The 26,578-nt window shown below is 65.3% G+C and carries 27 protein-coding genes; 16 read left to right on the top strand and 11 right to left on the bottom strand.

Features of this window, described 5'->3' with window-relative positions; translation table 11 throughout:
• Positions 1–109 precede the first annotated feature (109 nt).
• From glpD to JI664_RS06320, 6 genes are all read left to right on the top strand, one after another.
• Positions 110–1,720 (top strand): glycerol-3-phosphate dehydrogenase, encoded by a 1,611-nt coding sequence (gene glpD / locus JI664_RS06295; RefSeq protein WP_207012886.1) that lies wholly within the window; start codon positions 110–112, stop codon positions 1,718–1,720.
• A gap of 101 nt (positions 1,721–1,821) precedes the next feature.
• Positions 1,822–2,337 (top strand): peptidylprolyl isomerase, encoded by a 516-nt coding sequence (locus tag JI664_RS06300; protein WP_207012887.1) that lies wholly within the window; start codon positions 1,822–1,824, stop codon positions 2,335–2,337.
• Positions 2,324–2,905: a peptidylprolyl isomerase gene (locus JI664_RS06305; protein WP_207012888.1), complete on the top strand. Its 582-nt coding sequence runs from the start codon at positions 2,324–2,326 to the stop codon at positions 2,903–2,905. Before JI664_RS06300 ends, JI664_RS06305 begins: the two co-directional genes overlap by 14 nt.
• A gap of 123 nt (positions 2,906–3,028) precedes the next feature.
• A complete protein-coding gene (locus JI664_RS06310) occupies positions 3,029–3,400 on the top strand; it encodes an NADH:ubiquinone oxidoreductase subunit NDUFA12 (RefSeq protein ID WP_207012889.1) in 372 nt (123 codons plus the stop codon).
• A 3-nt stretch (positions 3,401–3,403) separates the two neighbouring features.
• Positions 3,404–3,868, top strand: a complete 465-nt coding sequence (mlaD, locus tag JI664_RS06315) for an outer membrane lipid asymmetry maintenance protein MlaD (protein WP_207012890.1) — start codon at positions 3,404–3,406, stop codon at positions 3,866–3,868.
• On the top strand, positions 3,865–4,320 hold the full coding sequence (locus JI664_RS06320; RefSeq protein WP_286173900.1) for a DUF2155 domain-containing protein: 456 nt from the start codon (positions 3,865–3,867) through the stop codon (positions 4,318–4,320). The genes mlaD and JI664_RS06320 overlap by 4 nt, the downstream gene beginning before the upstream one ends.
• Here JI664_RS06320 and JI664_RS06325 read toward each other — a convergent pair.
• Both JI664_RS06325 and cobT read right to left on the bottom strand, forming a co-directional pair.
• A complete protein-coding gene (locus JI664_RS06325; protein ID WP_207012891.1) occupies positions 4,307–6,094 on the bottom strand; it encodes an aminopeptidase P family protein in 1,788 nt (595 codons plus the stop codon). The genes JI664_RS06320 and JI664_RS06325 overlap by 14 nt on opposite strands.
• A 72-nt stretch (positions 6,095–6,166) precedes the next feature.
• Entirely contained in the window at positions 6,167–8,041 is a 1,875-nt protein-coding gene (gene cobT, locus JI664_RS06330) for a cobaltochelatase subunit CobT (RefSeq protein ID WP_207012892.1), read from the bottom strand.
• A 262-nt stretch (positions 8,042–8,303) separates the two neighbouring features.
• Here cobT and JI664_RS06335 point away from each other — a divergent pair, with 262 nt between their 5' ends.
• Positions 8,304–8,894 carry an NADPH-dependent FMN reductase gene (locus JI664_RS06335; protein WP_207012893.1) on the top strand — a complete coding sequence of 197 codons (591 nt, stop codon included), beginning with the start codon at positions 8,304–8,306 and terminating at the stop codon, positions 8,892–8,894.
• A 178-nt stretch (positions 8,895–9,072) separates the two neighbouring features.
• On the opposite strand, the gene cobS is transcribed toward JI664_RS06335, so the two are convergent.
• Positions 9,073–10,047: a cobaltochelatase subunit CobS gene (gene cobS, locus JI664_RS06340; RefSeq protein ID WP_207012894.1), complete on the bottom strand. Its 975-nt coding sequence runs from the start codon at positions 10,045–10,047 to the stop codon at positions 9,073–9,075.
• A 263-nt stretch (positions 10,048–10,310) separates the two neighbouring features.
• Between cobS and JI664_RS06345 the strand changes: the two genes are divergently transcribed.
• A complete protein-coding gene (locus JI664_RS06345; RefSeq protein ID WP_207012895.1) occupies positions 10,311–11,246 on the top strand; it encodes an AEC family transporter in 936 nt (311 codons plus the stop codon).
• A gap of 12 nt (positions 11,247–11,258) precedes the next feature.
• On the opposite strand, the gene JI664_RS06350 is transcribed toward JI664_RS06345, so the two are convergent.
• Entirely contained in the window at positions 11,259–11,708 is a 450-nt protein-coding gene (locus tag JI664_RS06350) for a YtoQ family protein (protein WP_207012896.1), read from the bottom strand.
• 119 nt (positions 11,709–11,827) lie between these two features.
• Here JI664_RS06350 and JI664_RS06355 point away from each other — a divergent pair, with 119 nt between their 5' ends.
• From JI664_RS06355 to JI664_RS06370, 4 genes are all read left to right on the top strand, one after another.
• The gene (locus JI664_RS06355; RefSeq protein ID WP_207012897.1) at positions 11,828–12,799 is read left to right on the top strand and encodes a DUF808 domain-containing protein; all 972 of its coding nucleotides are present in this window, start codon (positions 11,828–11,830) and stop codon (positions 12,797–12,799) included.
• A 65-nt stretch (positions 12,800–12,864) separates the two neighbouring features.
• Positions 12,865–13,584 carry a DUF5765 domain-containing protein gene (locus tag JI664_RS06360; protein WP_207012898.1) on the top strand — a complete coding sequence of 240 codons (720 nt, stop codon included), beginning with the start codon at positions 12,865–12,867 and terminating at the stop codon, positions 13,582–13,584.
• Between the two features lie 174 nt (positions 13,585–13,758).
• Positions 13,759–15,768: a M3 family metallopeptidase gene (locus tag JI664_RS06365; RefSeq protein ID WP_207012899.1), complete on the top strand. Its 2,010-nt coding sequence runs from the start codon at positions 13,759–13,761 to the stop codon at positions 15,766–15,768.
• A gap of 25 nt (positions 15,769–15,793) precedes the next feature.
• Positions 15,794–15,955, top strand: a complete 162-nt coding sequence (locus JI664_RS06370; RefSeq protein ID WP_207012900.1) for a hypothetical protein — start codon at positions 15,794–15,796, stop codon at positions 15,953–15,955.
• 201 nt (positions 15,956–16,156) lie between these two features.
• Here JI664_RS06370 and JI664_RS06375 read toward each other — a convergent pair whose 3' ends face one another.
• Positions 16,157–16,840 (bottom strand): helix-turn-helix transcriptional regulator, encoded by a 684-nt coding sequence (locus JI664_RS06375; protein ID WP_207012901.1) that lies wholly within the window; start codon positions 16,838–16,840, stop codon positions 16,157–16,159.
• Between the two features lie 69 nt (positions 16,841–16,909).
• Between JI664_RS06375 and JI664_RS06380 the strand changes: the two genes are divergently transcribed.
• Positions 16,910–17,515, top strand: a complete 606-nt coding sequence (locus tag JI664_RS06380; protein WP_207012902.1) for a glutathione S-transferase family protein — start codon at positions 16,910–16,912, stop codon at positions 17,513–17,515.
• A gap of 60 nt (positions 17,516–17,575) precedes the next feature.
• Here the strand turns inward: JI664_RS06380 and JI664_RS06385 are convergent, their stop codons facing one another.
• Positions 17,576–18,214: a J domain-containing protein gene (locus JI664_RS06385; protein ID WP_207012903.1), complete on the bottom strand. Its 639-nt coding sequence runs from the start codon at positions 18,212–18,214 to the stop codon at positions 17,576–17,578.
• Between the two features lie 194 nt (positions 18,215–18,408).
• Complete coding sequence (locus JI664_RS06390; protein ID WP_207012904.1) at positions 18,409–18,966, bottom strand: DUF4177 domain-containing protein; 558 nt, start codon at positions 18,964–18,966, stop codon at positions 18,409–18,411.
• Between the two features lie 238 nt (positions 18,967–19,204).
• Between JI664_RS06390 and JI664_RS06395 the strand changes: the two genes are divergently transcribed.
• The gene (locus tag JI664_RS06395) at positions 19,205–19,750 is read left to right on the top strand and encodes a YbjN domain-containing protein (protein WP_207012905.1); all 546 of its coding nucleotides are present in this window, start codon (positions 19,205–19,207) and stop codon (positions 19,748–19,750) included.
• Between the two features lie 60 nt (positions 19,751–19,810).
• Here the strand turns inward: JI664_RS06395 and JI664_RS06400 are convergent, their stop codons facing one another.
• Complete coding sequence (locus tag JI664_RS06400) at positions 19,811–20,410, bottom strand: transglycosylase SLT domain-containing protein (protein ID WP_207012906.1); 600 nt, start codon at positions 20,408–20,410, stop codon at positions 19,811–19,813.
• A 224-nt stretch (positions 20,411–20,634) separates the two neighbouring features.
• Here JI664_RS06400 and gatB point away from each other — a divergent pair, with 224 nt between their 5' ends.
• Positions 20,635–22,143 carry an Asp-tRNA(Asn)/Glu-tRNA(Gln) amidotransferase subunit GatB gene (gene gatB / locus JI664_RS06405; protein ID WP_207012907.1) on the top strand — a complete coding sequence of 503 codons (1,509 nt, stop codon included), beginning with the start codon at positions 20,635–20,637 and terminating at the stop codon, positions 22,141–22,143.
• 204 nt (positions 22,144–22,347) lie between these two features.
• On the opposite strand, the gene argF is transcribed toward gatB, so the two are convergent.
• Positions 22,348–23,274 carry an ornithine carbamoyltransferase gene (gene argF, locus JI664_RS06410; RefSeq protein ID WP_207012908.1) on the bottom strand — a complete coding sequence of 309 codons (927 nt, stop codon included), beginning with the start codon at positions 23,272–23,274 and terminating at the stop codon, positions 22,348–22,350.
• 90 nt (positions 23,275–23,364) lie between these two features.
• The gene (locus JI664_RS06415; RefSeq protein WP_207012909.1) at positions 23,365–24,537 is read right to left on the bottom strand and encodes an aspartate aminotransferase family protein; all 1,173 of its coding nucleotides are present in this window, start codon (positions 24,535–24,537) and stop codon (positions 23,365–23,367) included.
• Between the two features lie 483 nt (positions 24,538–25,020).
• Here JI664_RS06415 and JI664_RS06420 point away from each other — a divergent pair, with 483 nt between their 5' ends.
• Positions 25,021–25,650: a hypothetical protein gene (locus JI664_RS06420; protein ID WP_207012910.1), complete on the top strand. Its 630-nt coding sequence runs from the start codon at positions 25,021–25,023 to the stop codon at positions 25,648–25,650.
• A 16-nt stretch (positions 25,651–25,666) separates the two neighbouring features.
• Here JI664_RS06420 and JI664_RS06425 read toward each other — a convergent pair whose 3' ends face one another.
• Positions 25,667–26,575 carry a DMT family transporter gene (locus JI664_RS06425; protein ID WP_286173903.1) on the bottom strand — a complete coding sequence of 303 codons (909 nt, stop codon included), beginning with the start codon at positions 26,573–26,575 and terminating at the stop codon, positions 25,667–25,669.
• Positions 26,576–26,578: the final 3 nt, after the last annotated feature.

Below are 26,578 nucleotides of genomic sequence, written 5' to 3' on the forward strand. Positions count from 1 at the left end.
ACTATCATTTTTGCCGGGCGAGGTGTTGAAACGTCACAAAAGCGCGTATAATCGCGCAGAAACGAACATTTTCGCGCGCCAAATTGCGCGACTCGCAGTGGAAAGCAACATGACCACGCAGAATGAAGCCCAGAACACCAACCTGCAGTCCGACCTGCAGACCGAGGCAGGCGACGCGTTGTACGATCTTGTCGTGATCGGCGGCGGCATTAATGGCTGCGGTATCGCCCGCGATGCGGCAGGGCGGGGGCTGAAGGTCCTGCTGGTTGAAAAGGGCGATCTGGCGGGCGCGACGTCGTCGGCCTCGACCAAGCTGTTCCATGGCGGGCTGCGCTATCTCGAATATTTCGAGATCGGCCTCGTGCGCAAAGCGTTGATCGAGCGCGAAGTTCTGCTGCGCGCGATGCCGCATATCTCATGGCCGATGCGCTTCGTGCTGCCCTATCACAAGGACATGCGCTTCGATTCCGAGACGCCAACCTCGCGGCTTTTATCGACCTTCATGCCGTGGATGAAGGGCCGTCGCCCGCGCTGGCTGATCCGGCTGGGTCTGTTCCTGTATGACCATCTGGGCGGGCGCAAGATCCTGCCCGGCACGCGCAAGCTGGATCTCGACCACGCGCCCGAAGGCGGGCCGCTGAAAGAGCATTTCAAGACCGCCTATGAATACTCGGATTGCTGGGTGCAGGATGCGCGTCTGGTGGTGCTGAACGCCCGCGATGCCGAGGCGCGCGGCGCAACGGTTCTGACCCGCACCGAGGTGACGCAAGCCCGCGCCGAGGGCGATCACTGGCGCGTCAGCATGGGCACACAGAGCGTCCGCGCCAAGGCGCTGGTCAATGCCGCCGGTCCTTGGGCCGCCGAGGTGGTGCATGGTGTGCTGGGCAAGAATACCGAGGCCAGCATCCGGCTGGTGCGCGGCTCGCATATCGTCACGCGCAAGCTTTATGACCATGACCGGGCCTATTTCTTCCAAGGCAAGGACGGGCGGATCATTTTCGCCATTCCCTACGAGCAGGATTTCACCCTGATCGGCACCACCGATGCCGAGCATTCCGACCCCGATACGCCGCCCCGCTGCACCGATGACGAGCGCGATTATCTCTGCGCCTTCGCGTCCGAGTATTTCAAACGCGCGGTCCGGCCCGAGGATGTCGTCTGGACCTATTCCGGCGTGCGGCCGCTCTATGATGACGGCGCGCGCAGCGCCACGGCGGCGACGCGGGATTATGTGCTCGACCTCGATACCAGCGCCGGCGCGCCGGTTCTCAACGTGTTTGGGGGCAAGATCACGACCTATCGCAAACTCGCGGAATCGGCGCTGCACAAGCTTGCAGCGCATCTGCCGATGCCGGGCGACTGGACGGCGGGCGTGGCATTGCCGGGCGGCGATTTCCCGGTCGATGGCGTGCCTGACCTGACGGCCGATCTGCGCGCGGAATACCCGTTTCTCACGCAACGCTGGGCGCAGCGGTTGGTTCAGGCGTATGGAACCGAGGCCAAATCGATCCTGAACGGCGCCGGCAGTGCCGAGGATCTGGGGGCCGATTTCGGCGCGACGCTGACCGCGCGCGAAGTGGACTGGCTGATCGCGCATGAATACGCCCGCACCGCCGATGATGTTCTGTGGCGGCGCGGCAAGCTGGGGCTGCATCTGGATGCGGGGCAGGTGGCGTGGCTGTCGGATTACATGGCCCGCGCCCTGTCGCGCGCGGCATAAGCGACGACCCGCCCGATTGATTACGCGATTTTCGACGATGTCCCGTTCCCCTCGGGCGCGGGCCGCGATAAGTTGCGCCAAAATCCCGAAAGGAGACCGGCATGGCCGAGATCAAGGACCCCGAAAACACCCTCCTGATTGAACTCAAGGACGGCACCGTCACCATCGAACTGATGCCCGATATCGCGCCGCTGCATTGCGCGCGCATCAAGGAACTGGCGCGCGCCGGGGCCTATGACGGCGTGGTCTTCCACCGCGTGATCGACGGCTTCATGGCCCAGACCGGCGATGTCGAGCATGGCAATGCCGACAAAGACGGCTTCAACCTGCGTCGCGCGGGCACGGGCGGTTCGGATCTGCCGGATCTGAAGCAGGAATTTTCTGGCGTTCCGCATGATCGGGGCACGCTGGGCGCGGCGCGGTCGCAGAACCCGAACTCGGCCAATAGTCAGTTCTTCATCAATTTCGGCGACAACCACTTCCTGAACCGTCAATACACCGTCTATGGTCGTGTCGTCTCGGGGATGGAGCATGTCGATGCCATCACCCGTGGCGAGCCGCCCGCGAATCCGGACAAGATGATCTCGATGAAAGTGGCTGCCGATGCTGCGTCGTAATCTCCTTCTGGCTGCAGCCTTCAGCCTGCTGCCGCTGGGCGCCGTCGCCCAGACCCAGCCGCCCGCCGATGCGCCCGAACTGGTCATTCAGGTCGCGGGCGAGGCCAATGGCACGATCCGCATCGCCCTGCGCCCCGATCTTGCGCCGCAGCATGTCGCGCGGGTGATCGATCTGGCCGAAAGCGGCGCCTATGACGGCGTGGTCTTTCACCGCGTGATGTCGGGCTTCATGGCGCAGACCGGTGATGTGCAATACGGCCGCATGGATGGCGACCGGTCGCGCGCGGGCTATGGTGGCTCGGACCTGCCCGACCTGCCGGCCGAGTTCAGCGATGAGCCGTTCGTGCGTGGCGTCGTGGGCATGGCCCGCGGCCAGTCGCCCAATTCGGCCAACAGCCAGTTCTTCATCATGTTCGACGAAGCTTCGTATCTGAATGGTCAGTACACCGTGCTGGGTCAGGTGATCGAAGGGCTCGACGTGCTCGACCAGATCAAGCTGGGCCGGGGTCAGAACGGCGCCGTTCAGGGCGAGCCTGACGTGATGGTCGACGTCTCGGTCGTGCAGTGACGCGCGCCTGAAAAGGGGCGGGGAAACCCGCCCCACCGGCTTCGCCGCGACGCGGCGGGGCTTTATTTCCCGCCCGACTTGGTTCATATGTCAGGGCAAATGCAGATCCTCGGGGGCCTCGCCATGAAATTCCTGCTTCGCATCCTGACATGGTGGAACAGCCAGACCATCGGCACGCAGCTTTTCACCTGGCGCAAGGGCGTCAAAGTGGGCGAGGACAGCCAGGGCAACGTCTTCTACAAGACCGCCGACGGCAAACGCCGCTGGGTGATCTATAACGGCGAAACCGAAGCCTCGCGCATCGACCCGGAATGGCATGGCTGGCTGCACGGCACCTGGGACGAGCCGCCGACCGAGCGCCCGCTTGTCCACAAGGCCTGGGAAAAGCCGCACCACGAGAATTTCACCGGCACGATGGCCGCTTATGCGCCGCCGGGATCCATTCGCAACGCTCCGGTCGAGCGCCGCGATTACGAAGCCTGGCAGCCCGAGTAACCGATGGCTTATCGCGCCTGGGAGGTCGCGCTGGGGGCCTTGGTCATGGTCGCCGCGATCGTGTTCGTGGTCTTTGCGCTGCGTAGCACGGGCACCGTCCTGACCCAATCCGACAGCTATGACCTGCATGCCTCGTTCCGCTCGGCAGAAGGCGTGCGTCCGGGGACAGAGGTCCGGCTGGGCGGCGTCAAGATCGGCAGCGTAACCGCGCTGACGCTCGACCCGCAAAGCTTCCGCGCGCAGCTGACCGTGGCGATCCAGCAGGATCTGGCCCTGCCGCTCGATTCGACGATTCAGGTTGCGTCCGAGGGCATTCTGGGCGGCACGTTCGTGGAAATCCTGCCCGGCGGCGATTTCGACAATCTCGAGCCCGGCGACAGCTTTCAGGACACCCAGAGCGCGGTCAGCCTGATCACCCTGTTGCTGCGCGCCTTTACCGGCTCGGACGCCTCCGAGGTTGCGCAATGATCCGCGCAATGATCTGCGCTGTGATGACCGCTGCTGTGCTGGTCGCCGCCCCCATGGCGCAGGCGCAGGTGGAATGGCGGCCCTTGGGGGAAGGTCCGGTCGAATGGGCCCCGCTTGGCACGGTGGAAGAGGGGCAGGGACAGCGCCCCGACGGGCCGCAGGTCTCGACCGGAACGCAGGCGGTGCTTCGCGGGCTCGACAAGGTTTCGGGCGATATCGCCGATCTGCCCATCGCGGTGGGCGAAACCATTCGCTACGGGCGCCTCTCGGTCGCGTTGACCGCCTGCCGTTATCCGGCCGACAATCCGGCCTCGGACGCGTTCGCCTTCCTGACGATCACCGATACGCGCAGCGAAGAGCGGGTGTTTCAGGGCTGGATGATCGGGTCGAGCCCGGCGCTGAACGCGCTCGACCATCCCCGCTACGACGTCTGGGTGCTTAGCTGCTCGTAAGCGGCGCGCAGGCTTTCTCAAGCCAGTCGCGTGCCTCGGGCGAGACCAACGGGGACAATTCCGCCTCGACCCACGCGTGATAGGCATCGAGCCAAGCGATTTCGTCGCCGCTCAGCATCTCGGCCACGATCAGCCGCTTGTCGATCGGGCAGAGCGTGATCGTCTCGAAATCCAGCATCTTGCGATTGTCGCCCAGAGGGGCGGCCTCGCGCACGATGACGAGGTTCTCGATCCGGATGCCCCAGCCGCCGGCGCGGTAATAGCCCGGCTCGTTCGACAGGATCATCCCCGGCTGCAATGGCAGGGTCGACAGACGGCTGATCCGCACAGGCCCTTCATGCACGCTGAGCGCCGCGCCGACGCCATGGCCCGTGCCATGGTCGAAATCCTGCCCGGCCAGCCACAGCGGATAGCGCGCCAGCGCATCCAGATGGCCACCCGCGACGCCCCGCGGGAAGCGCGCGCGGCTTAGCGCGATCATGCCTTGCAGGACGCGGGTATAGGCGTCGCGACGCTCGGAATCGACCACGCCCACGGGCAGGGTGCGGGTGATATCGGTGGTGCCATCGGGATATTGGCCGCCCGAATCGATCAGGAACAGATCGCCCGGCTCCAGCCGCCGGTTGGTCTCCTCGGTCACGCGGTAATGGTTGATCGCGGCGTTGGGGCCGGTCGAGGAAATGGAATCGAAGCTCAGATCCAGCAGGTCGTCGGTCGCGGCGCGGCACTCTTCGAGCTTGCGGGCCATGTCGATTTCCGTCAGCCCCGCCAGCGCGTTGGCATCGAACCAGCACAGGAACTCGACCATCGCCGCGCCGTCGCGCCGATGCGCCGCGCGCATCCCGTCCAGCTCGGCGGGGTTCTTCATCGCCTTGGCCATCAGGCAGGGATCGGCGCCCGGCACGCCGTCGGCCAGCGCGGTCTTCACCGCGACCGGTGCGGTTGCGGGATCGAAGCGCGCAGCGCCGTTGAGGGCGCGCAACGCTTCGGGGAAATCCGAAACAGGCCGCCGTGTTACGCCGTTTTCTTCGGGGATCTGCGAAACTTTGGCGGGATCGATGAAAAGATCGAGCCGCGCATCGTCATGCAGGATCGCGAAACCCTGCACCACGGGATTGCGGATGATGTCCGAGCCGCGCCAGTTCATCAGCCATGCAAGACTGTCGGCCAACGTGACGACGCTTGCCGCGATCCCGTCGCGCTTCAGCCCGGCGGCCAGCTCAGCGCGCTTGTCCGCGCCGGATTTCCCGGCCAGATCAAGCGGGTGCTCGCGCACGACGCCCGCCGCAGGCGCGGGCTGGTCTTGCCAGATCGCATCGAGCGGATTGCTGTCGACCGCCTGAAGGCTCAGGCCGCTTCCCGCCAGCCCGCTGGCGATGCGGTCGATTTCGTCGGGCGTGTGCAGCCACGGATCGAAGCCGATCACCGCGCCTTCGGGCGCATGTTCGCGCAGCCAGTCGGCGGGCTGGATTTCGGGCCAGTCGACCGGCGTGAAATCGGGGATGGCGATCTGGTCGCGCACCTGCAGCCGGTAGCGGCCATCGACGAATACACCCGCGATCGCGGGCAGCACGATGCAGAACCCGGCCGAGCCGGTGAAACCGGTCAGCCAAGCCAGCCGCGCGTCGTGGTCGCTGACATATTCGCCCTGATGCGCGTCCGAGCGCGGCACGATGAACCCGCCAAGGCCCCGCGAGTTCAGCTCTGTGCGCAAAGCGGCCAGCCGGGGCGGGCCATCCGAAGGGCGGGTCGAGGCGGTATAGGTCTGAAACATGGCTCTCTCGCGTCCGAAGGGTCACACAGGCCCGGCGCGGGCCATCAGGGTCAGAAGTTTGGGCGCTGGGGCTTAGCGTCGGGCGATTGTGCTCATCCCCATCACCCGCGCCCGCGCGCGAGGATCGGCATCGAACAAAGCCGCCAGTTGCTCGGTCATCGCACCCGCCAGCTGCTCGACATCGGTGATCGTCACCGCACGCTCGTAATAGCGGGTCACGTCATGGCCGATACCGATGGCCAGCAACTCCACCGCCTTGCGCTTTTCCACCATGGCGATCACGTCGCGCAGGTGTTTTTCGAGGAAATTCGCGGCGTTGACCGACAGCGTCGAGTCGTCGACCGGCGCCCCGTCCGAGATCACCATCAGGATCTTGCGCTGCTCGCGCCGCGCCATCATCCGCCGATACGCCCATTCCAGCGCCTCGCCGTCGATGTTCTCCTTCAACAGGCCCTCTTTCATCATCAGGCCCAGATTGTCACGCACCCGCCGCCACGGCGCGTCGGCGCCCTTGTAGACGATGTGGCGCAGGTCGTTCAGACGGCCCGGCGATTGCTTGCGGCCCTCGGCCAGCCATTGCTCGCGCGACTGGCCGCCTTTCCACGCGCGGGTGGTGAAGCCAAGGATCTCGACCTTGACCTGGCAGCGTTCGAGCGTGCGGGCGAGAACATCAGCGCAGATCGCGGCGATCGAGATCGGACGGCCGCGCATCGAGCCGGAATTGTCCAACAGAAGCGTCACGCAGGTATCGCGAAACTCGGTGTCCTTTTCCCATTTGAAGGACAAAGGCGTTGTCGGGTTCGCCACCACACGCGCAAGACGCCCGGCATCGAGGATGCCTTCCTCTTTGTCGAATTCCCAGCTGCGGTTCTGCTGCGCCTGCAGGCGGCGCTGCAGCTTGTTGGCAAGGCGGCTCACCGCGCCTTTCAGCGGCTCGAGCTGCTGGTCCAGATAGGCGCGCAGACGTTCCAGCTCGGCAGGCTCGGCCAGATCCTCGGCGGCGATTTCCTCGTCGAATTTCGTGGTGAAGACGGCATAGGTCGGGTCGGCATCCGAGATCGGCTGCGGCGCGGGCGGCTCGGGCGGAGCTTCGGCCTGCGGCATCTCGGTCTCTTCGGACATTTCGTCCTCGGACTGGTCGTCCATGACCGTTTCGGTCTCGGCCGTCTCTTCCTGCGGGCCGTCATCCGATTGCTCGGTTTCGTCCTGCTGGCTGTCGTCGTCGCCTTGCGATTCCGGGTCGTCGGCGGCTTCTTCCTGCTCGTCCTCGTTTCCCTCGGGCTCGTCGCCCATATCGTCGGGATCGTCGCCCAGCTGGTCGCCGTAGCCCAGATCCTCGATCACCTTGCGGGCAAGCCTGGCGAAGCTAGCCTGATCGCCCAGCGTATCGTCGAGCGATTCGAGCGTGCCGCTCGCCTGCTGCTCGAAGAACGGGCGCCACATCTCGGCCACTGTCTCGGCGCCCTTGGGCAGGGGCCGCCCCGAGGCCATTTCGCGGATCAGATAGCCCGCCGCGACCGACAACGGCGCCTCGGCCTGACTGCGGATCTGCGCGTAGCCCTTGCGCTCGGCCTCGTGCGCGATGCGCGCGTCGATATTGGACGCGGTGCCGGGCATGTGCTGCGCGCCGACGGCCTCGCAGCGGGCGGTTTCCATCGCTTCGTAGAGATCGCGCGCCATCTGGCCCTGCGGCATGTAGCGCGCATGGACGCCATCGTCGTGATAGCGCCGCTTCATCGCGAAACTGTCCGCCGTGCCACGCGCCAGCAGCACCTCGTCGCGGGTCATGCGGCGGGTGATTTGCGGCAGGCGCATCGATTCCTTGGTCATGCCCGGCGGATCGACGGTGAAACTGACCGCGACATCGGAATCGTTCGACAAGGTGCGCGTCGCTTCGGTCAGCGCCTTCTTGAACGGATCGGCGGGGTTGTCGGAGTTCTTCTGCATCGTGTCGCGGGGACCATTCGGCAATTAGGGGGTGGAGCCGGGGGCACACGCGCTCGCGCTCCTTCGCTCACAGGTAAATCATTCAAGCGCGGTGGGAACAAGGGGCGAGCGCCGTGCGGGCCGCCGTCGCGCGCGCCCATTCCGCCGCCTTGGCGCTTTGCACGGATGCACAAGGCATGTGCGGCTCTGGGGAACTGACATTTGCGCCGCGGCGCACGATCTGGGGGACAGCAAGATACTGACCAACAGACAGGAGACCCCCATGTCCAATCCCCGTATTGCCGTTGTCATCAGCTCGACCCGCGACTCGCGTTTCGGCGCCACGCCCGCCGAGTGGATCCTGGCCAAGGCCAAGGAACTGCATCCCGACTGGGATGTCGAGCTGCTCGATCTGAAAGACTATGACCTGCCGCTCTTCAACGAGATGGCCTCGAACGCCTGGATGCCGTCGGAAGACCCCAAAGCGGTCGCGTGGCAGAAGAAAGTGGGCGAGTTCGACGGCTATATCTTCGTGCTGGCCGAGTATAACCGATCGATCACCGGCGCTCTGAAGAACGCGCTCGATCAGGCCTATGTCGAGTGGAACCGCAAAGCCTTCGGGATCGTCGGCTATGGCGCTCTCGGTGCGTCGCGCGCCGCCGAGCACATGCGCACCATCGGTGTCGAGCTGCAGATGGCGTCGACCCGCGCGGCCGTCCATATCGCTGGCGCCGACTTCTTCGCGGTTCACCCGCTGGGTCAGCAGAACAAGCCGATGACCGATATCGAGCCGACGATCGGCGATTCGGCCAAGGCGATGCTGGACGAGCTGGACTGGTGGACCCGCGCGACGATGGCTGCCCGCTCGGCCTGAGTCCCGTCTCAGACGGTTTCGCACTGTCCGAGGTCAGAAATGGCGGTCCCTGCGGGGGCCGCCATTTTTGTTTCCGCAACCGGCGTCTGGCTTGACGTCGCATCATGCAGCCATTCCAGCGGACACGAAAAAACGCCCCGAGGGGCGTTTTTCCAGAACCGTGCAAAAAGCGCAGGGATCAGCCCAGAGCGACGCTCGCCGCCGATTCCGGCAGTTCCTCGCCAAAGCAGCGCTGGTAGAATTCGGCGACCGTCTGGCGCTCGAGCTCGTCGCATTTGTTGAGGAAGGTCAGGCGGAACGCGTAGCCGATATTGCGGAAGATGCGCGCGTTCTCGGCCCAGTTGATGACCGTCCGGGGCGACATCACCGTCGACAGCTGGCCCTTCATGAAGGCCGTGCGCGTCAGATCTGCGACCGTCACCATCTGGCTGATTTCCTGCCGGCCCTTGGCGTTGTTGTAATGCGGGTTCTTGGCCAGCACGATCGCGCTTTCGGCGTCGTGGCTCAGGTAGTTCAGCGTAGCGACGAGGGACCAGCGGTCCATCTGCGCCTGGTTGATCTGCTGCGTGCCGTGATAGAGGCCCGTCGTATCGCCCAGGCCCACGGTGTTGGCCGTCGCAAACAGACGGAAGGCGGGGTGGGGCGTGATGATCTCGTTCTGGTCCAGCAGCGTCAACTTGCCGTCATGCTCGAGCACGCGCTGGATCACGAACATAACATCCGCGCGGCCCGCATCGTATTCGTCGAACACGATGGCGCAGGGGTTGCGCAGCGCCCAGGGCAGGATGCCTTCGTGGAACTCGGTCACCTGTTTGCCGTCGCGCAGCTTGATCGCGTCCTTGCCGATCAGGTCGATCCGGCTGATATGGCTGTCGAGGTTCACGCGCACCGTCGGCCAGTTCAGCCGCGCCGCGACCTGCTCGATATGGGTGGATTTACCCGTGCCGTGATAGCCCTGGATCATCACCCGGCGGTTATAGGTAAAACCGGCCAGGATCGCGAGCGTGGTGTCGGGATCGAATTTGTAGGTCGGGTCGAGTTCGGGCACCCGGTCCGAGCCCTCGGCGAACGCTTTCACCTTCATGTCGGTGTCGATGCCGAAGACCTCGCGGACATCCAGTTCCTCGGTCGGTTTCGCATTCGTGTCGAGCATGGAGATCGCCTTTGTTCTTACGCGGGCGCGCACGGGTTGGACTGGGCGCGCGGTTTGGGGTTTTGTGGAGCATTCCGGCGATCTGTGCAAGAGGGCGCCCCCCATGCAAGCCGCAGCGAAACCACGGGCCAATGCCCCGCAAAGCAGCCCTGCATCCGTGCACGGCATTCGTGCGGCGCTGCCGCTTGCTCGTCCCCGCTGCAGGGCCTAGCGTGCGCCGCGCGGCGATTCCGCCCGATCCAGAGTCCCAAGGTCCTTCCCTCATGTCCCTCATCCTGCCGATCCTGCCGGTGCTTTTGCTTGTGGGCGCGGGCTACGCGCTGCGCGTGAGCGGCACCATTGCCCAGCCGCTCTGGGCAGGGATTGACACGCTGGGCTTTCGGCTGTTGATCCCGGCGATGGTGGTCTATGCCATCTACCGCGCCGATCTGGGTGAGGTCGCCTCGGGCCCCTTCGTGCCGCTCTTACTGGTGGTTCTGGTGCTGGCAGCGGCGGGGGCTTTCGCGTGGCGCCTGGTCCTGCCGGGGCTGAGTGACGCCAGCTTCACGACGATCTTTCAGGCCGGCACCCGCTGGAACGCCTTCATCGCCCTCAGCGCCGCCGAGCAATTCGCGGGACCCGAGGCGCTGGCATGGCTGGCGGTGGCGATGGCGGCCACGATTGCCGTCATCAACATGGTGAATATCCTCGTGCTGGAAATCTGGGGCACGCCGCCCGCAGGCGCCCGCACCGGGTTGTCCGCGCTGCTCGTCAGTGTCTTGCGCAACCCAATGGTGCAGGCCTCGCTTCTGGGGCTCGCGCTCAATCTGCTGCAGGTACCGGTGCCCGAGGTGCTTTTGAAAACGCTGGGCATGGCGGCGGCGGCGGCCTTGCCGGTCGGGCTGCTCTGCGTGGGCGCCGGGCTGATGCCGCGCAGGCTTGTCTCGGCTTCGGGGCCGATGTGGGCGGGGCTGATGTTGCGCCCGGTTCTTGGCCCGCTGGCCTTTGCCGCCTGTGCCTGGGCGATGGGCCTGCCGCATGCGGCGTTCCTTGCCGGAACCTTCGTCTTCGCGGTCCCGGCCGCGGCGAATGGGTATGTCGTCGCGCGGCAGATGGGCGGCGATGCCGAGCTCTACGCCGCGATCCTGACATGGCAGACGCTGCTATGCCTGCCGATGCTGCCGCTCGCGGCCTTTCTGGCCGATCGACTGAGCGGCTGACGCGGGACGCGGTCAGCCGGGCAGGGCGCCGGTCAGGACGTAGCGCAGGATCTCGACCACCTGCGCGGGCTCGCGCGCGACGGCCAGCGCGGCGGCGTCCACCTCTTTGAGCGCATGGTCATGCTCGGGGCGCTGCAGGATGATCAGCGACTTGCCAAGGGCCGCAGCATATCCCGCGTCGAAGGCGGCATTCCACTGCTTGTACTGCTCACCAAAGCGCACGACGACGACATCCGCATCCGCTATCCCCTTGCGCGTGCGGATCGCGTTGACCTTCGCGCCCTTATGGTCGTGCCAGAACTTGCTGTCCTCGGCCCCGAGGATCGCCACGCCGCAATCATCCGACGCCGCGTGATCGGTCACCGGACCGTTGAAGGTAACGTCCAGCCCCTTGGCCCCGGCGACGATCTGTTCGCGCCAATCGGTGTGGATTTCGCCGCTCAGATAGACGGACAGGGTCATGGGAACGCTCCTTGCTTGGGTGGTCGGGATCTAGCATTGCGCGCCCCGCAGGTCGAGCCGCGCGCTTGACAGGACCCCGCTTCCCCCTACCTTGGCCGCAGACCAAGAACGGGGCGGATATGAGCGGACTTCTGGCGCTACTCGATGACGTGGCGGGCATCGCCAAGGTGGCCGCGGCCCAGATCGACGACATCGCCGGACAGGCGGCCAAGGCCGGGGCCAAGGCCGCGGGCGCCGTGATCGACGATGCCGCCGTCACGCCGAAATATGTCCACGGCTTCGCCCCGGCGCGCGAATTGCCCATCGTCGGCAAGATCGCCCTCGGCTCGATCCGCAACAAGCTGCTGATCCTGTTGCCCGCGGCACTGCTGCTTTCGGCCTTTGCGCCGTGGCTGATCACCCCGCTTTTGATGCTGGGCGGCTCGTATCTGTGTTTCGAAGGGGCCGAGAAAGTCTATCACCTGTTCCGCCCCCACGCGCCCCATGCCGACGGACAGGTCAAAGACGTGAACCCCGATCATCTGGAAGAACAGAAGGTCAAAGGCGCGATCAAAACGGATTTCATCCTCTCGGCCGAGATCATGACGATCATCCTGTCCAATCTCGACCCCGATCAGCCGCTGTGGATCGAGGCCTCGGCGCTGGCCATCGCCGGGATCGGTATCACCATCGCCGTCTATGGCGGCGTCGCGCTGATCGTGAAAGCCGATGATTTCGGCCTGTGGCTGGCGCGCGTGGGCAACCTGTCGCTGACCCGCGCGCTGGGACGCGGCATCGTGCGCTTCATGCCGTGGTTCATGAAGGCGCTGATGATCGTGGGCACGGCGGCGATGATCTGGGTCGGCGGCTCGATCATCATCCACGGGCTCGACGTCTTCGGGCTGAGCGCGATCTATGACTGGATCCACCATCAGGCCGAAGCGGTGGCCCATGCCGTGGCCCGCTCGGAAGGCTTCGTCGCCTGGGCGGTGACCGCGTTCTTCGACGGGATCTTCGGCTTGATCTACGGGCTTTTGCTGATCCCGCTCGCCACATGGGTGATCAATCCGGCGATAAGCGCCGTGACGGGCGGCAACAAGCCCGCGCATTGAGTATTTGCCACGCCGCCCCCACGCATGCTTGAGTGACCCGAACCAGAAAAGACGGGGACAGGCGCATGTGTTGGACGATGGGGGTATCCGCCGCGATGGTGGCGCTTGGCGGTGCGGGCACGGTGGTGACCGCGCGCCGCAAGGATCCGCTCGCGATCCCGGTGACGCTGGGCTATTTCACCCTAATGGAGGCGCTGCAGGTCGCGGGCTACGCGGTGATCGACCAATGCGGCACGCCGGTCAACGAAACGGTCACGTGGCTGAGCGTGATGCATATCGTCTTCCAGCCGCTTTTCATCAACGCCTTCGCCATGGCGCTGGTGGCGAGGCCCGTCAGCAACATGATGAAGGTCTGGGTCTTTTCGCTCTGCGCCGCGTCTTCGGTGCTGATGTTGATGCAGCTTTATCCGTTCGAATGGGCCGGCGCCTGCGCGCCCGGCTCGCAGCTCTGCGCCGAGCGGCTGTGTACCGTGTCGGGCGACTGGCATCAGGCTTGGGATGTGCCCTATAACGGGCTGCTTGTACCGCTCGAACAGGCGACCGGCACGCATTGGGGGTTTCCGAGCTATATGCTGGTGGCTTTCGCGCTGCCGCTTGTCTACGGCGCGTGGCGGCTGGTCATCTTTCATTTGCTGGCAGGGCCGGTGGCGGCGGGCTTGCTGACCTCGAACCCCAACGAGGTGCCGGCGATCTGGTGCCTGTTCTCGATCGTCATCGTGCTGGTGGCGCTGAGCCCGATGATCCGCCGCACCGTCGCAGGCCCGCCGCAGCCCCGCGCGGCGTGATGGGGCAGGGGGGCTGTCTGCCCCCCTCTTTGGCTGCGCCAAATTCACCCCCCGAGGATATTTCCGGAACAAAGATGCGAGCTGTGCCGGCGCATATGGCGGCGAGGGTTTGATCCCGGCGGGATTCGTGCCCATCTAAGGGGTGACGACATTGCCCCCCAAGAAGGCCTGACGATGACCAATGCGCTGCTGACCGACTGGACCGGTCCTTTCTCACTGCCCCCGTTCGACCAGATCCGCGACGAGGATTTTGCGCCCGCGTTCGAGGCGGCGCTGGAACAGGGGCGCGCGGCGATTGCCGCGATTGCCGCCGACCCCGACGCGCCGACCTTCGCCAATACGATCGAGGCGCTCGAGCGTGCGGATGCGCTGCTGGATCGCGTCGCGGGGGTGTTCTTCAACCTTGCGGGATCAGATTCGAACCCCGCGCGGCAGGCGCTGCAGCGCGATCTGGCGCCGAAGCTTTCGGCCTATTCCAGCGAGATCACCGCGAATACCGCGCTTTGGGGACGGATCGCCGATCTCTGGGCGCGCAAGGACACGCTGGCGCTGACGCCCGAGCAAGAGCGCGTGCTGATGCTCTATCACCGCATGTTCCAACGCGCGGGCGCGGGGCTGAACGGGGGCGAGGCCAAGCGGATGGCGGCGGTGAAATCCGAGCTGGCCACGCTGGGGACGCAGTTCACGCAGAACCTGCTGGCGGACGAGGCCGCGTGGTTCATGCCGCTCGATGACCTGTCGGGACTGCCCGAATTCGTCGTCAACACCGCTGCCTCGGCAGCGCGCGAACGCGGGATGGACGGCCATATCGTCACGCTGAACCGTTCGTTGATCGTGCCCTTCCTGCAATACTCGACGCGGCGCGACCTGCGCGAGAAAGCCTACGAGGCCTGGGGCGCGCGGGGCATGACGGGCGGCGAGACCGACAACCGCGATATCGCGGCGCGAACGCTGGCGCTGCGGCAGGAACGCGCCGAACTTTTGGGATATGCGAATTTCGCGCGTTTCAAGCTGGAACCCGAGATGGCCGGCAGCCCTGACGCGGTGCGTGATCTGTTGATGCGGGTCTGGGAGCCCGCCAAGGCCAAGGCCGAAGAAGACGCGGCGGCGATGGAGGCGATGCTTCATGCCGACGGGTTCGAGGGCCCGCTTGAGCCGTGGGACTGGCGCTATTACGCCGAGAAGCGACGCCACGCGCTGCACGATTTCGACGAGGCGGCGCTCAAGCCCTTCCTGTCGCTCGATGCGATGATCGAGGCCGCGTTCGACGTGGCCCACCGGTTGTTCGGGCTGGAGTTCGAGCCGCTTGACGTGCCGCTTTATCATCCCGATGCGCGGGCGTGGAACGTCACCCGCGACGGGCGTCATATGGCGGTGTTCATCGGCGACTATTTCGCGCGGGCCTCGAAACGCTCGGGCGCGTGGATGTCGGGATTCCGCGATCAATCGGCAATGGATGGTGAGGTGCGGCCGGTCGTCGTCAATGTCTGCAACTTCGCCAAGGGCGATCCGGCGCTGCTGTCTTGGGACGATGCGCGCACGCTGTTCCATGAATTCGGCCATGCGCTGCACGGGATGCTGACCGATGTGACCTACAAGATGATCTCGGGCACCTCGGTGGCGCGCGATTTCGTCGAACTGCCCAGCCAGCTTTACGAGCATTGGCTCGACGTCCCCGAAGTGATCGAGGCCCACGCGAAGCACTGGCAGACCGGCGAACCGATGCCCGAAGAGCTGCGCGAGAAGCTGAAAAACGCCTCGACCTGGGATCAGGGCTTTGCCACGGTGGAATTCCTGGCATCGGCGATTGTGGATCTGGAATTCCACGATGGCCCGCCGCCTGCCGATCCGATGCAGAAACAAGCCGAGGTGCTGGAGAATATCGGTCTGCCGCATGCCATCCGGATGCGCCATGCGACGCCGCATTTCGCGCATGTCTTCGCGGGTGACGGCTATTCGTCGGGCTATTACAGCTACATGTGGTCCGAAGTGATGGACGCCGATGCCTTCGCCGCTTTCGAGGAAGCGGGCAGTGCCTTCGATCCCGAAACCGCCCGCAAGCTCGAGGATTTCATCCTGTCGAAAGGCGGCTCGGATGAGGCAGAGACGCTGTATCGGCAGTTCCGCGGCTCGATGCCAGGGGTTGAGGCGCTGCTGAAAGGCCGGGGACTGATCGCGGCGTGAAGCGGCCTTCGTGGATTTCCGGCAAATGAGCTTCGATCGCACGCAGCATGGCATGCGTGCGGTCGCAGGCATGCACGCTCTGGTAATAGCTCACCAGTTCCGCGCGGCGGGACTTGGTTTCGACGGCGAAGACGGTGTTGAAAAGCCGGGCGACGCGGGCCCGGCGTTGTTGCTCGGGGCCGGATAGGCGCAGCCCCCGTAAAGTCGCGATCCCGAGGTCGCGCAGGCGGGGAAAGGCGGTCAGGGCACTCTTACGCATGTCACTCTCCACAAGGACGCACATACAGTCGCGTCACACCCCCTGATTGCAGGCAAAAAGTGGCAGAATTTGGGAACGGTTAATGCAATCTGCATTTCCGATCATTTTTCTTGTCGATTGCTCATCGGGCTAAGCATTGTGGCGCCGCGCGCGATGGGCACGCAGAAGCGGGACTCGTTGCGGGCGGAAACTGCGTCCGGGGCGCAGGGTCTCGATCCGGTCGATGTGGAAATAGCGGTAATCCATCCGCATCCTGCACAATCCCAACAGCATGAGGGTGTTCTGGCTGTAGGAGACCCCAAGCGGCCAGACCTCGCGCTCGGTCCGGCGCTCTTGCCGGTCCAGATAAGTGATATGCACGCTCACCTCGTCCCAGCAGCATTCGCGCAGAAGATCCAGATCAATGCTGGGCGCAGGACGGCTCGCGCCGGGATGCCAAGACGTGTGGGTGTGATGAAGCGCTGCGCGGGCCTGCGCGTCGGGCAGCGTGGCAACGATGCGCGCAAGCGCGTCGCGACCGGCGCGGGTGAGGGTGTCGTCGCCCATATGCGCCAGCGCGTTCTGCGCGAGCATCAGCGCTTCGATTTCCAGCCGGGAGAAGCTTTGCGGCGGCAGCGCGCTGTCTTCGGTCAGCGTATAGCCCAGACCGGCCTCACCGTCGATCAGCGCGCCGCCCGCGCGCAGGGTGGCGATGTCACGGTATAGCTGGCGCGGCGACACGCCGGTCTCTGCGGCGAGCCGCGCGGCCGTCACCGGGGCGGGCAAGCGGCGCAGCGCGGTCATCAGGCGCATCAGGCGGTCGGTGCGGGCCATGTCATCCTGCCGTAATCTGTCAGCAGCCCCGGCTTACAGCATGGGCACAGAAATCCAAAGGAGCCAAGGATGCCCGTTTTATACCATTCGTATTTCAGCCGATCCTCGTCGGTGGTGACGCTGATCGACGAGCTCGGCGCCGATATCGATATTCGCGATGTCACGGTGCGCAGGGCCGATGGCAGAGGCGGCGCGGATCCCGCCAATCCGCATCCCGAGGGCAAGGTGCCCTATCTGGTCGATGGCGACGAGCATCTGCGCGAGCGCGGGGCGATCATGCTCTATCTCACCGACCGCTATCCCGAGGCGGGGCTGGGGCCGGTTCACGGCGCGCCGGGGCGTGGCGCCTATCTGTCGTGGCTGTTCTATTACCAAGGCGTGATGGAGCCGCTGATGCTGATCCGCATGGCGGGCGTCAGTCACCCCTATTTCGAGAGCACGCTGCGCGATTTCGACACGATGGCCGCGCGGCTGGCCGAGGCGCTGGAGCGTGGGCCGTGGCTGCTGGGCGATACGTTCTCTGCGGCGGATCTGCTATGCGTGAGCCCGTTTTCATGGCTGCCCGACCTGATCCCCGACAATCCGGTGATCCGGGACTGGATCGAACGTTGTGCACAGCGGCCCGCGGCGCAGCGCACGCTTGAGCGTGACATGGCGTCGAAGGCGACGGGCTGAATTGAAAACCCCGGCGCGGCAGGGCCGGGCCGGGGAAACCTTACGGGCAAGCGGAGGCCGTCACTCGCGGAAGTGGCGGCTTTCCTTGATCTGGTCCCAGGCCCAGACGACCTCTTGCAGGCGTTCTTCATCGGCGCGGTTGCCGCCGTTGAGATCCGGGTGCAGGTCTTTGACAAGGCTCTTGTATTGCTTGCGGATTTCGCTGCGGCTCATCGTGTCGCGGGCGTCGAGGATCTCGAGCGCCTTGCGTTCGGTCGAGGGCAGCTTGCGCGTCGCGGCCCCGCGTCCGGGGTTCTTTTGATCGGTGCGCCGCCGGGTCGCGTTGTCGCCAAGGATCTGAAACGGATCGTCGATCCCATGGCGCGACCAGTCTCGGCGCTCGGTATTGCCAAAGGCATCGGTGGCACGGCCCCAGACGCGGTCACGCTCCATGGTTTCGTTCTGCTCAGCCTCGGTCTGGCCCGAGAAGAAATTCCACTTGAGGTTGTATTCCCGCACGTGGTCTTTGCAGAACCACAGATAATCGTCCAGCGCATCGGGCGAGCGCGGGGCGCGATACTGGCCCGGCTCGTTGCAGCCGGGATGCTGACAGATGCGCGCCGAGGTCTCGACGGCCCCGGACATCCCGCGGCGGCCGCGGGCTTTTTTCTTTTTGTCGCTGGACGCGCGCATATCGAAGCTGAAAGGGTCGCGAGACATGGGTGCCGTATTTTGCCTGTGGTTTTTGCCTGCCGGAAAGCGAGGATTCGCGACTGCGAAACCTCCCTGCGAGTCGGAGGCGATACTTTACAGCTTTGAGCCACCAAAAGAAAAGCGAAAGGCGCCCGGATCGGCGCCCCGTTTCTCGGTGATGGCTGAAAAGCCTGTGAGCGACAGGCGAAGACGGAGCGCGCTCAGCGCTCGCCGTCTTCGCCGTTTTCGGTCTCGTCGGGTGCCGCGCGCGGGCGCAGAACCGGCTCGTTACGCACCGCGCCTTCCGAACGCAGCATGGCGCCCGAGCGGAACAGCGGCTCGCGCCGCCGAACGGGGGCGGCAGGTTCTTCCTCTGCCGGGGCCTGCGCGACCTGCGGTTCCGGCTGGACGCGCGGCGCTTCGGCAACCGGCTGCGGCTCGGGGTCGGCCACGGGCTGCGGCGCCGCACGGACGGGCGCGGGGGCAGGGGCCGGGACTGCCGGCGCGGCCTGCACCGCCGCCAGCGCTGCGCCCGCATCGGGGCGGCGTGCACCGACTTCGCGCGCGAAGATCATCACGACCTGCTGCGTCTGCTTCGTCGCACCCAGAGCCGAGCGGGTCTCGCAGGGCATGGTTTCGGTGCGCACGAATTGCCAGCCGCCTGCGGCTTCGGCATTGATGCTCTCGGCCACGGTATGCGCAAAGCGCTCGGCGGTGGTTTTCAGACCTTTGACCCTGACGGCGCGCACCGGCGCGGGGACGACCTTGTATTCGAACATGCGAGTTTCCGGCAGCTTCCCTGAGGCATTGTCGAGGCGTGTCCGCGCCTTTTGCGGCAATCGACGCCCTATTGCAAGCGACCTCGCCCGGCATCGGCTGCGCCCCGCACATCGGACCCTGCGGAAACCCGTCGCCCGCGTCTTCTGCGCAAAGGTTTCAGCCTTACCACGCGCATGTGATTGCACCTGTGCGCTGGCCGGTGCTAGCGTCGGTGCGTATTTTGATGGAGGGATTCTCATGCAGTCTGTTCGCACGCTTTTCGCGTCATCCGCCCTTGCCCTGATGCTGGCCTCACCGGCAATGGCGCAATCTTCGCTTGCCGGTATGATCACCGGCAACGATCTGGACCGCATTCAGGAAATCGCTGGCGCCTATGGCACGATCGAACGCCGTCAGGACGAAGACGGCCGTTGGCTGCGCGGCGAGATGGATGGCATCGTCTACACGATCTCGTTTCTCAACTGCAACGATGCCGGGCAGAACTGCACGTCCGTCCAGTTCCGCGCATGGTGGGAATCGAACGGCGCCCATTCGATGGAAGCGATGAACCAGTGGAACCGCGACCGCCGTTTCTCGGCCGCCTATCTCGACAGCCGCGATAACGCGACGATCGAATGGGACGTGAACCTCGCAGGCGGGGTGAGCGCAGTCAATTTCGACGATTCCATCCAGTGGTGGCAGGCGGTCGTCCGCCAGTTCCGCGAAATGGTCATCGATCCGGGCTACGATGCGGCGGGGATCGGCTCTTCGAGCGGTTCGTCGGGCGGCTCGACCGGTAAGTAACGCCACGGATTACAGGCGCGCGCCCCGGGAATGGGGCGCCGCCGTTTCAAGCGCAGTGCGTTACTGGGCGTCCAAAGCGGCGGTGCGGACGGCGTTGCTGCATTGCGGCAGGGCGTTGGTGAATTCGGCCACCTCGGCGCGGTGGGCCGGGTCGCGCATCGGCGGCCAATCCGCCGCAACGCCGCCGCGCCCCTGCACCAGCACGCCGTCGCGCGAAATCGCCGCCGTGGCGATACGGACCGCGCAGGCAAGGTTCGCCGCGCCGTCATAAAGCCCGTCTTCGCCCAGATCGCAGCCATGATACCGCGCCGTCGTGGGCGAGATCTGCAACAGCCCCTGATAGCGCCCGCCGCCGCCCGCCGCGCGGGGGTTCCACGTGCTCTCGAACCGCGCGAGGCCCGAGAAGAAGGCGACATAGAACGCCGCGCGCTGGCTCGGCGTCGCCTCTTCGTAATCGGGGCAGAAGTGGTCGATATCGGCAGGAACCGTATGCACCATCGGGGTGCCGTCGGTGAGCAACGCTTCGATCATCGCGGTGTTCCACTCGGCGGATTCGGGGCGATGGTTCCAGCGCGCGGCGACTTCGGGAGCGGTTTCCTCGACAACGGGCTGCATGACGCAGGCCGCGAGGAATGGCACGATGCAAAGGGCGAGGCGCATGGATCCGTCCGGGATTGTTTCAACCCGGCTTCCCATGCTCTGCAAATCGAGTCGTGGCAAGCAAGCTTGGCGCGCTGCCACGGGCTCTCGGCAAGAAAACGCCGGAAACCGCCTTGCCAGGGGCCTCGAAACCGCTTTTCACCGCGCGCGGGCCGTTCTAGAACCGCTCCGATCCCCGTCCAGACCGCGCGCGCCCGCCGTGCGGCCCTACAAAGGAAACCGACATGCTCGATCTCAGCTTTGATGCCCCCAAGCCCAAAGTCATCGCCGGAGCGACCGGCGACTGGGAACTGGTCATCGGCATGGAGATCCACGCCCAGGTATCCACGCAGGCCAAGCTGTTCTCGGGCGCCTCGACCACCTTCGGCGCCGAGCCCAATTCGAACGTTTCGTTCATCGATGCGGCGATGCCCGGCATGCTGCCGGTGATCAACGAATTCTGTATCGAGCAGGCGGTGCGCACCGGGCTGGGCCTGAAGGCGCAGATCAACCTGCGCTCGGCCTTCGACCGCAAGAATTACTTCTACCCCGACAACCCGCAGGGCTATCAGATCAGCCAGCTCTATCACCCGATCGTCGGCGAGGGCGAAGTCATCGTCGAGATGGGCGCGGGCGTCGCGCGCGTGGTGCGGATCGAACGCATCCATGTCGAACAGGACGCGGGCAAGTCGATCCACGATATGGACCCCAACATGTCCTTCATCGACCTCAACCGCACCGGCGTGCCGCTGATGGAGATCGTCTCGCGCCCCGATATCCGCGGGCCGGAAGAGGCCGCAGCCTATGTCGTCAAACTGCGCCAGATCCTGCGCTATCTGGGCACCTGCGACGGCAACATGCAAAACGGCAACCTGCGCGCCGATGTGAACGTCTCGGTCTGCCGTCCCGGCCAGTACGAGAAATACATGGAGACGCAGGATTTCGGCCATCTCGGCACGCGCTGCGAGATCAAGAACATGAACTCGATGCGCTTCATCCAGCAGGCCATCGATTACGAGGCCCGGCGTCAGATCGCCATCCTGGAAGATGGCGGCAAGGTCGATCAGGAAACGCGCCTCTACGATCCCGACAAGGGCGAAACCCGCTCGATGCGCTCCAAGGAAGAGGCGCAGGATTATCGCTATTTCCCCGATCCCGATCTGCTGCCGCTGGAAATCGAACAGGAATGGGTCGATGAAATCGCGGCTGCGATGCCCGAACTGCCCGACGCCAAGAAGGCGCGCTTCATGAGTGATTTCGGCCTGACGGATTACGACGCTTCGGTCCTGACGGCGGATGTCGAGCTGGCGCGCTATTTCGAAGAGTCGCTGGGCGGCGGGGACGGCAAGAGAACCGCGAACTGGATCATCAACGAGGTGCTGGGCCGCGCCAACAAGGCCGAGGTAACGCCCCGCCAGATCGCCGCGCCCGCCGTCAACACCGCCATCCTTGCGATGGTGGCTAAGGACGAAATCTCGACCAAGATCGCCAAAGACGTGTTGGAAATCCATGTCGAGACCGGCCGCGACCCGAACGAGATCGTCGAGACCGAGGGCATGAAACAGGTCACCGATACCGGCGCCATCGAAGCCGCGGTCGACGAGATCATCGCCGCCAATCCGGCGCAGGTCGAAAAAGCCAAGCAGAACCCGAAACTGGCGGGCTGGTTCGTCGGACAAGTAATGAAGGCCACCGGCGGCAAGGCCAACCCGGCAGCAGTCAACGCATTGGTCAGCGCGAAGCTGGGGCTTTGATCCTCAGAGCGGCGGGCGAGGGCGTACCGGTCACCGGCGGGGGCCAGCCCCCGCACCCCCGGGATATTTAGAGAACAAAGATGCGGCGTTGAGCTTTCGTTAACCACGCATCTTTGATCCGAAAATATCCTCAGGGGGTGAATTTGGCGCAGCCAAAGAGGGGGGCAGACAGCCCCCCTTTTCGTCGATAGGTCTGGCGTGGGGTCAGACGCCGAGGCACCAGCGCATGACGGCCTTCTGGGCGTGCAGGCGGTTCTCGGCCTCGTCCCAGATCACCGATTGCGGGCCGTCCATCACGGCCGAGGTCACTTCGTCCTCGCGGTGAGCGGGCAGGCAATGCATGAAAAGCGCGTCGGGCTTTGCCGCTGCCATAAGCCGCTCGTTCACCTGATAGGGGCGCAGCTGGTTGTGGCGGCGCTCTTTGGTGGACTGGCTGTCATGCATCGACACCCAGGTATCGGTGACGACGAGATCCGCCTCCGCGACGGCTTTCATCGGGTCGCGTTCGATCACCACGTCGCGGCCCTTGTCGCGGGCATAGCGGATCCATTCGTTTTCCGGGTCCAGTGGCTGGGGGCCGGTGAAAGTAAAGTCGAAGCCGAACTGCCCGGCCGCGTGCAAAAGCGAGGCGCAGACATTGTTGCCGTCGCCGGCCCACACCACCTTCTTTCCGGCGATCGGGCCGCGATGCTCCTCATAGGTCAGCACATCGGCCATGATCTGGCAGGGATGGGTGCGGTTGGTCAGCCCGTTGATCACCGGCACGCTGGCATATTCCGCCATTTCCTGGATCACCGATTCTTCGAACGTGCGCAGCATGATCAGGTCGACATAGCGCGACAGCACGCGGGCAGTGTCGGCGATGGTCTCGCCATGGCCGAGCTGCATCTCGCTGCCCGACAGCACCATCGTCTGGCCGCCCATCTGGCGCACGCCGACATCGAAGCTGACGCGGGTCCGGGTCGAGGGTTTTTCGAAGATCAGCGCGACCATGCGACCCTTGAGCGGCTGTTCGTCATCGGGCGCGCCCTTGTGGCGGTCCTTGCGCGCGGATTTCATCGCCGCGGCCTGGTCGATGATCGCCCGCAGATCGGCGGTGTCGGTGGTGTGGATGTCGAGAAAATGCTTCATTATTCAGGCTTTCGGAAACTCCGGGGAGGGGGCGCTGCCCCCTCGGCGCTGTCGCGCCTCACCCCCGGAGTATTTGCAACAAAGTGAAGATCATTGGGCTTCAAAGGCCGTGGCGGCGGTGTCGAGGCGCTCAACGGCCTGCGCCAGATCCTCGTCGGGGATATTGAGCGCGGGCAGCAGGCGCAGCACATTATCGGCGGCGGGAACGACCAGCACGCCCGCCTCGCGCGCGGCGACAGCGAGATCGGCGGCGGGCGCCTTGCATTTCAGCCCCAGCATCAGGCCCAGACCACGCACGCTTTCGAAGCAGTCGGGATGCGCGTCGACGAGGCCTTCAAGTTTCTGGCGCAGGAAACCCGCCTTGCGGCTGACCGCGTCGAGGAAGGCGGGGTCCGAGACGATCTGCGTGACTTTCAGACCCACGGCGCAGCCCAGCGGGTTGCCGCCATAGGTCGAGCCATGCGTGCCCGCCACCATGCCCGAGGCCGCGTCCTCGGTCGCCAGCACGGCGCCCAGCGGGAAGCCGCCGCCGATGCCCTTGGCGACCATCATGATGTCGGGCGCAACGCCCGCCCATTCATGCGCGAAGAGCTTGCCGGTCCGGCCCATGCCGCATTGCACCTCGTCGAAGATCAGAAGCGCGCCGGTCCGGTCGCAGGCCGCCCGCAGGGCCTTGAGCTGATCGGCGGGCATCGGACGGATGCCGCCTTCGCCCTGCACGGGTTCGACCATGACGGCGCAGATGCTGTCATCCATCGCGGCCTCGAAGGCCTCGATATCGTCCCAGGGCAGCTGTTTGAAACCCGGCATCAGCGGGCCGAAGCCCTTGACCATCTTTTCCGATCCCGCTGCGGCAATCGCGGCGGTCGAGCGGCCGTGGAAGGCGCCCTCGAAGGTCAGGAAGGTCTCGCGCGGGGTGCCTTTGTCGTAATGGTATTTCCGCGCCATCTTGATCGCCAGTTCGGCGGTTTCGGTGCCGGAATTGGTGAAAAAGACGGTATCGGCAAAGGTGGTCTCGACCAGCAGGTCGGCCAGCGCCTGTTGCTGCGGGATCCGGTACAGGTTCGAGACATGCCACAGGTTCTGCGCCTGTTCGGTCAGGGTCGCGACCAGTTCGGGATTGGCATGACCCAGAGCGTTCACCGCGATGCCCGCGCCCAGATCGAGAAATCGGCGACCATCCGCCTCGGTCAGCCACGAGCCTTCGCCCTTCACGAAGGAAAGCGGCGTGCGGTTATAGGTCGGCAGGACAGACGGGATCATGTCAATCACCCTTTGAATGGGAAGGCCCATAGGTGCCCAAGGCACGGGGCCAAGTCAATGCAGGTTCACAGATTGTGGAGGGGTCGCATACGGACATCAGACGTCCGGGCATGCGGGATCGATCAGACGCGGGGGCGTCGGCGTCGCGAGACAAACGGGGCGCTTAAATCGATCATGCGATGCGAATAGCCTGTCGCCCGCGGCCTGTCGAGCCTTTCTTGCGGCTTTTCCCGGCGCTTTTGTCGCATTCGCCGGGCGCCCGGATCGCGGCGATTTTAACCCCGCGCCCTGCCGGCGGGCTTGCCCGGCTGCCGGTCCTTCAGTATCCCGGTTATTCACCATGCTGACCGAGACCGAGATGCCTGCGAACCGAACCGGGTTGCCCCAACACCCTCACTGCCCGCCGGCAGGTCGCCGTCACCGCCCGAACGCGCGGCCGGCGTTTCGCGCGCGTTCGCCTTCGAGACCGGCGGGACCGTTGCGATGAGCAAACCCTGGCTTCGCTCTTTGCGCCTGACGCTTGCCGCGCTGATCCTGCCGCTGGCGGGTTGTTTCGAGACCGCGCCGCTGACGGAAGCGGCCACGCGCGGGTTGATGCCCGCCTCGGGGCCCAGCGAGGTGTCGGTGCTCAGAGGGGCGGTGCGGGTCTCGGGTCCGGCGGGGTATTGCATCGATGTCGAGGCAACAACCGAAAGCGATATCGAAGCCTTCGTTCTGCTGGTTCGCTGCCGCATGACGCTGCGCCCGACGCCGGTGCTCAGCGCGACCGTCACGGGGCTGCAGACCGATGGCACGCCCGACATGTTCCGCTCGCTGCCCGATTTCATGCGCTCGACGCCCGGGCGCGCGCAGCTCAGCCGCTCGGGCGATCCGCGCGATGTCGAGGTGCTGGAAGCGACCTATGCCGAGGGCGCGGTCTGGCTGTTGATTCGCGACGAGGGCAACCCGTCCTCGTTCGACGAGACCTATTGGCGCGCGATTCTGCCGGTGGGCGGACGGGTTGTGACGCTTGCTGTGCTTGCCGCCGCCGACCATCCGTTCGAGCGCGACAGCGGGCTGGGTATCCTGCAGACCTTCGTGCGGCGCATGTATGCAGTGAACGCGCAGGGCTGACGAGGGCCGCGGGGCGTCACGCCAGCAGCACGATCCCGACGATCGACAGGCCCAACAGCACGATGCCCAGAACCTCCCAGCGGCGCGGCACCTCGCGGAAAACCAGCGCCGAGACGAGGATCGAGAACAGCAATTCCACCTGTCCCAGACTGCGCACATAGGCCGCGTTCTGCAGCGCAAAGGCCGTGAACCAGCCCAGACTGCCCAGCATCCCCGTCACGCCCACCGGCAGCACCCGGCGCCACGCGCCGAAGACGCGCGACAGCTCGCCCGGCTCGCGCCAGCGCAGCCATGCGATCATCACCAGCGTCTGGAGACTCGTCACCATCGCCAGTGCTGCGATGGCGCGCAGCAGCGCGTCGGGATGGTCGATTTCGACCGTGGCGCCCCGGTAGCCGATCGCCGACAGCCCGAACAGCGCCCCCGCCAACACGCCCAGGCCGGTCGCGCGGTTGAGCACCTTGCCACTGCGCCAGCCTTCGGGCGGGCGTGACAGGACGATCACGCCAAGCGTGCCCAGTGCGATGGCGCCGAGGCCCGGCAGGCTGACCGCTTCGCCCAGAACCAGCGCCGAAAAGGCTGCGACCTGAATGACCTCGGTCTTGGTAAAGGCCACGCCCACCGCGAAAGAGCGCTCGGAAAACAGCGCGACGAGGCAGAAGGTGGCGACGATCTGCGCCAGCCCGCCCGTCACGGCAAACGCCCAGAAGCGCAGGTCGAGCGCAGGAAAGGGCCCGTTGTGCCACCACAGCAGCGTGGCAAGCCCCGCCAGCGCGAGGGGCGCGGCGAAGAGGAAACGCGAGAAGGTCGCGCCGCCCGTCGACAGGCCCAGCCCCTTGAGCTGCTTTTGCAGCATCAGCCGCCATGTCTGAACCGCCGCGGCGGCAAGCGTCACAAGGACCCAGGGTTCCAGCAGATCGCCCATATC

It is taken from the genome of Rhodobacter sp. NTK016B, from assembly GCF_017303295.1.
Classification (GTDB): Bacteria; Pseudomonadota; Alphaproteobacteria; order Rhodobacterales; family Rhodobacteraceae; genus Pararhodobacter.

Bases quoted from the DNA above. Each gene is read 5' to 3' on its own strand.
- glpD (WP_207012886.1), top strand. From the start codon at position 110: ATGACCACGCAGAATGAAGCCCAGAACACCAACCTGCAGTCCGACCTG.
- JI664_RS06300 (WP_207012887.1), top strand. From the start codon at position 1,822: ATGGCCGAGATCAAGGACCCCGAAAACACCCTCCTGATTGAACTCAAG.
- JI664_RS06305 (WP_207012888.1), top strand. From the start codon at position 2,324: ATGCTGCGTCGTAATCTCCTTCTGGCTGCAGCCTTCAGCCTGCTGCCG.
- JI664_RS06310 (WP_207012889.1), top strand. From the start codon at position 3,029: ATGAAATTCCTGCTTCGCATCCTGACATGGTGGAACAGCCAGACCATC.
- mlaD (WP_207012890.1), top strand. From the start codon at position 3,404: ATGGCTTATCGCGCCTGGGAGGTCGCGCTGGGGGCCTTGGTCATGGTC.
- JI664_RS06320 (WP_286173900.1), top strand. From the start codon at position 3,865: ATGATCCGCGCAATGATCTGCGCTGTGATGACCGCTGCTGTGCTGGTC.
- JI664_RS06325 (WP_207012891.1), bottom strand. From the start codon at position 6,094: ATGTTTCAGACCTATACCGCCTCGACCCGCCCTTCGGATGGCCCGCCC.
- cobT (WP_207012892.1), bottom strand. From the start codon at position 8,041: ATGCAGAAGAACTCCGACAACCCCGCCGATCCGTTCAAGAAGGCGCTG.
- JI664_RS06335 (WP_207012893.1), top strand. From the start codon at position 8,304: ATGTCCAATCCCCGTATTGCCGTTGTCATCAGCTCGACCCGCGACTCG.
- cobS (WP_207012894.1), bottom strand. From the start codon at position 10,047: ATGCTCGACACGAATGCGAAACCGACCGAGGAACTGGATGTCCGCGAG.
- JI664_RS06345 (WP_207012895.1), top strand. From the start codon at position 10,311: ATGTCCCTCATCCTGCCGATCCTGCCGGTGCTTTTGCTTGTGGGCGCG.
- JI664_RS06350 (WP_207012896.1), bottom strand. From the start codon at position 11,708: ATGACCCTGTCCGTCTATCTGAGCGGCGAAATCCACACCGATTGGCGC.
- JI664_RS06355 (WP_207012897.1), top strand. From the start codon at position 11,828: ATGAGCGGACTTCTGGCGCTACTCGATGACGTGGCGGGCATCGCCAAG.
- JI664_RS06360 (WP_207012898.1), top strand. From the start codon at position 12,865: ATGTGTTGGACGATGGGGGTATCCGCCGCGATGGTGGCGCTTGGCGGT.
- JI664_RS06365 (WP_207012899.1), top strand. From the start codon at position 13,759: ATGACCAATGCGCTGCTGACCGACTGGACCGGTCCTTTCTCACTGCCC.
- JI664_RS06370 (WP_207012900.1), top strand. From the start codon at position 15,794: ATGAGCTTCGATCGCACGCAGCATGGCATGCGTGCGGTCGCAGGCATG.
- JI664_RS06375 (WP_207012901.1), bottom strand. From the start codon at position 16,840: ATGGCCCGCACCGACCGCCTGATGCGCCTGATGACCGCGCTGCGCCGC.
- JI664_RS06380 (WP_207012902.1), top strand. From the start codon at position 16,910: ATGCCCGTTTTATACCATTCGTATTTCAGCCGATCCTCGTCGGTGGTG.
- JI664_RS06385 (WP_207012903.1), bottom strand. From the start codon at position 18,214: ATGTCTCGCGACCCTTTCAGCTTCGATATGCGCGCGTCCAGCGACAAA.
- JI664_RS06390 (WP_207012904.1), bottom strand. From the start codon at position 18,966: ATGTTCGAATACAAGGTCGTCCCCGCGCCGGTGCGCGCCGTCAGGGTC.
- JI664_RS06395 (WP_207012905.1), top strand. From the start codon at position 19,205: ATGCAGTCTGTTCGCACGCTTTTCGCGTCATCCGCCCTTGCCCTGATG.
- JI664_RS06400 (WP_207012906.1), bottom strand. From the start codon at position 20,410: ATGCGCCTCGCCCTTTGCATCGTGCCATTCCTCGCGGCCTGCGTCATG.
- gatB (WP_207012907.1), top strand. From the start codon at position 20,635: ATGCTCGATCTCAGCTTTGATGCCCCCAAGCCCAAAGTCATCGCCGGA.
- argF (WP_207012908.1), bottom strand. From the start codon at position 23,274: ATGAAGCATTTTCTCGACATCCACACCACCGACACCGCCGATCTGCGG.
- JI664_RS06415 (WP_207012909.1), bottom strand. From the start codon at position 24,537: ATGATCCCGTCTGTCCTGCCGACCTATAACCGCACGCCGCTTTCCTTC.
- JI664_RS06420 (WP_207012910.1), top strand. From the start codon at position 25,021: ATGAGCAAACCCTGGCTTCGCTCTTTGCGCCTGACGCTTGCCGCGCTG.
- JI664_RS06425 (WP_286173903.1), bottom strand. From the start codon at position 26,575: ATGGGCGATCTGCTGGAACCCTGGGTCCTTGTGACGCTTGCCGCCGCG.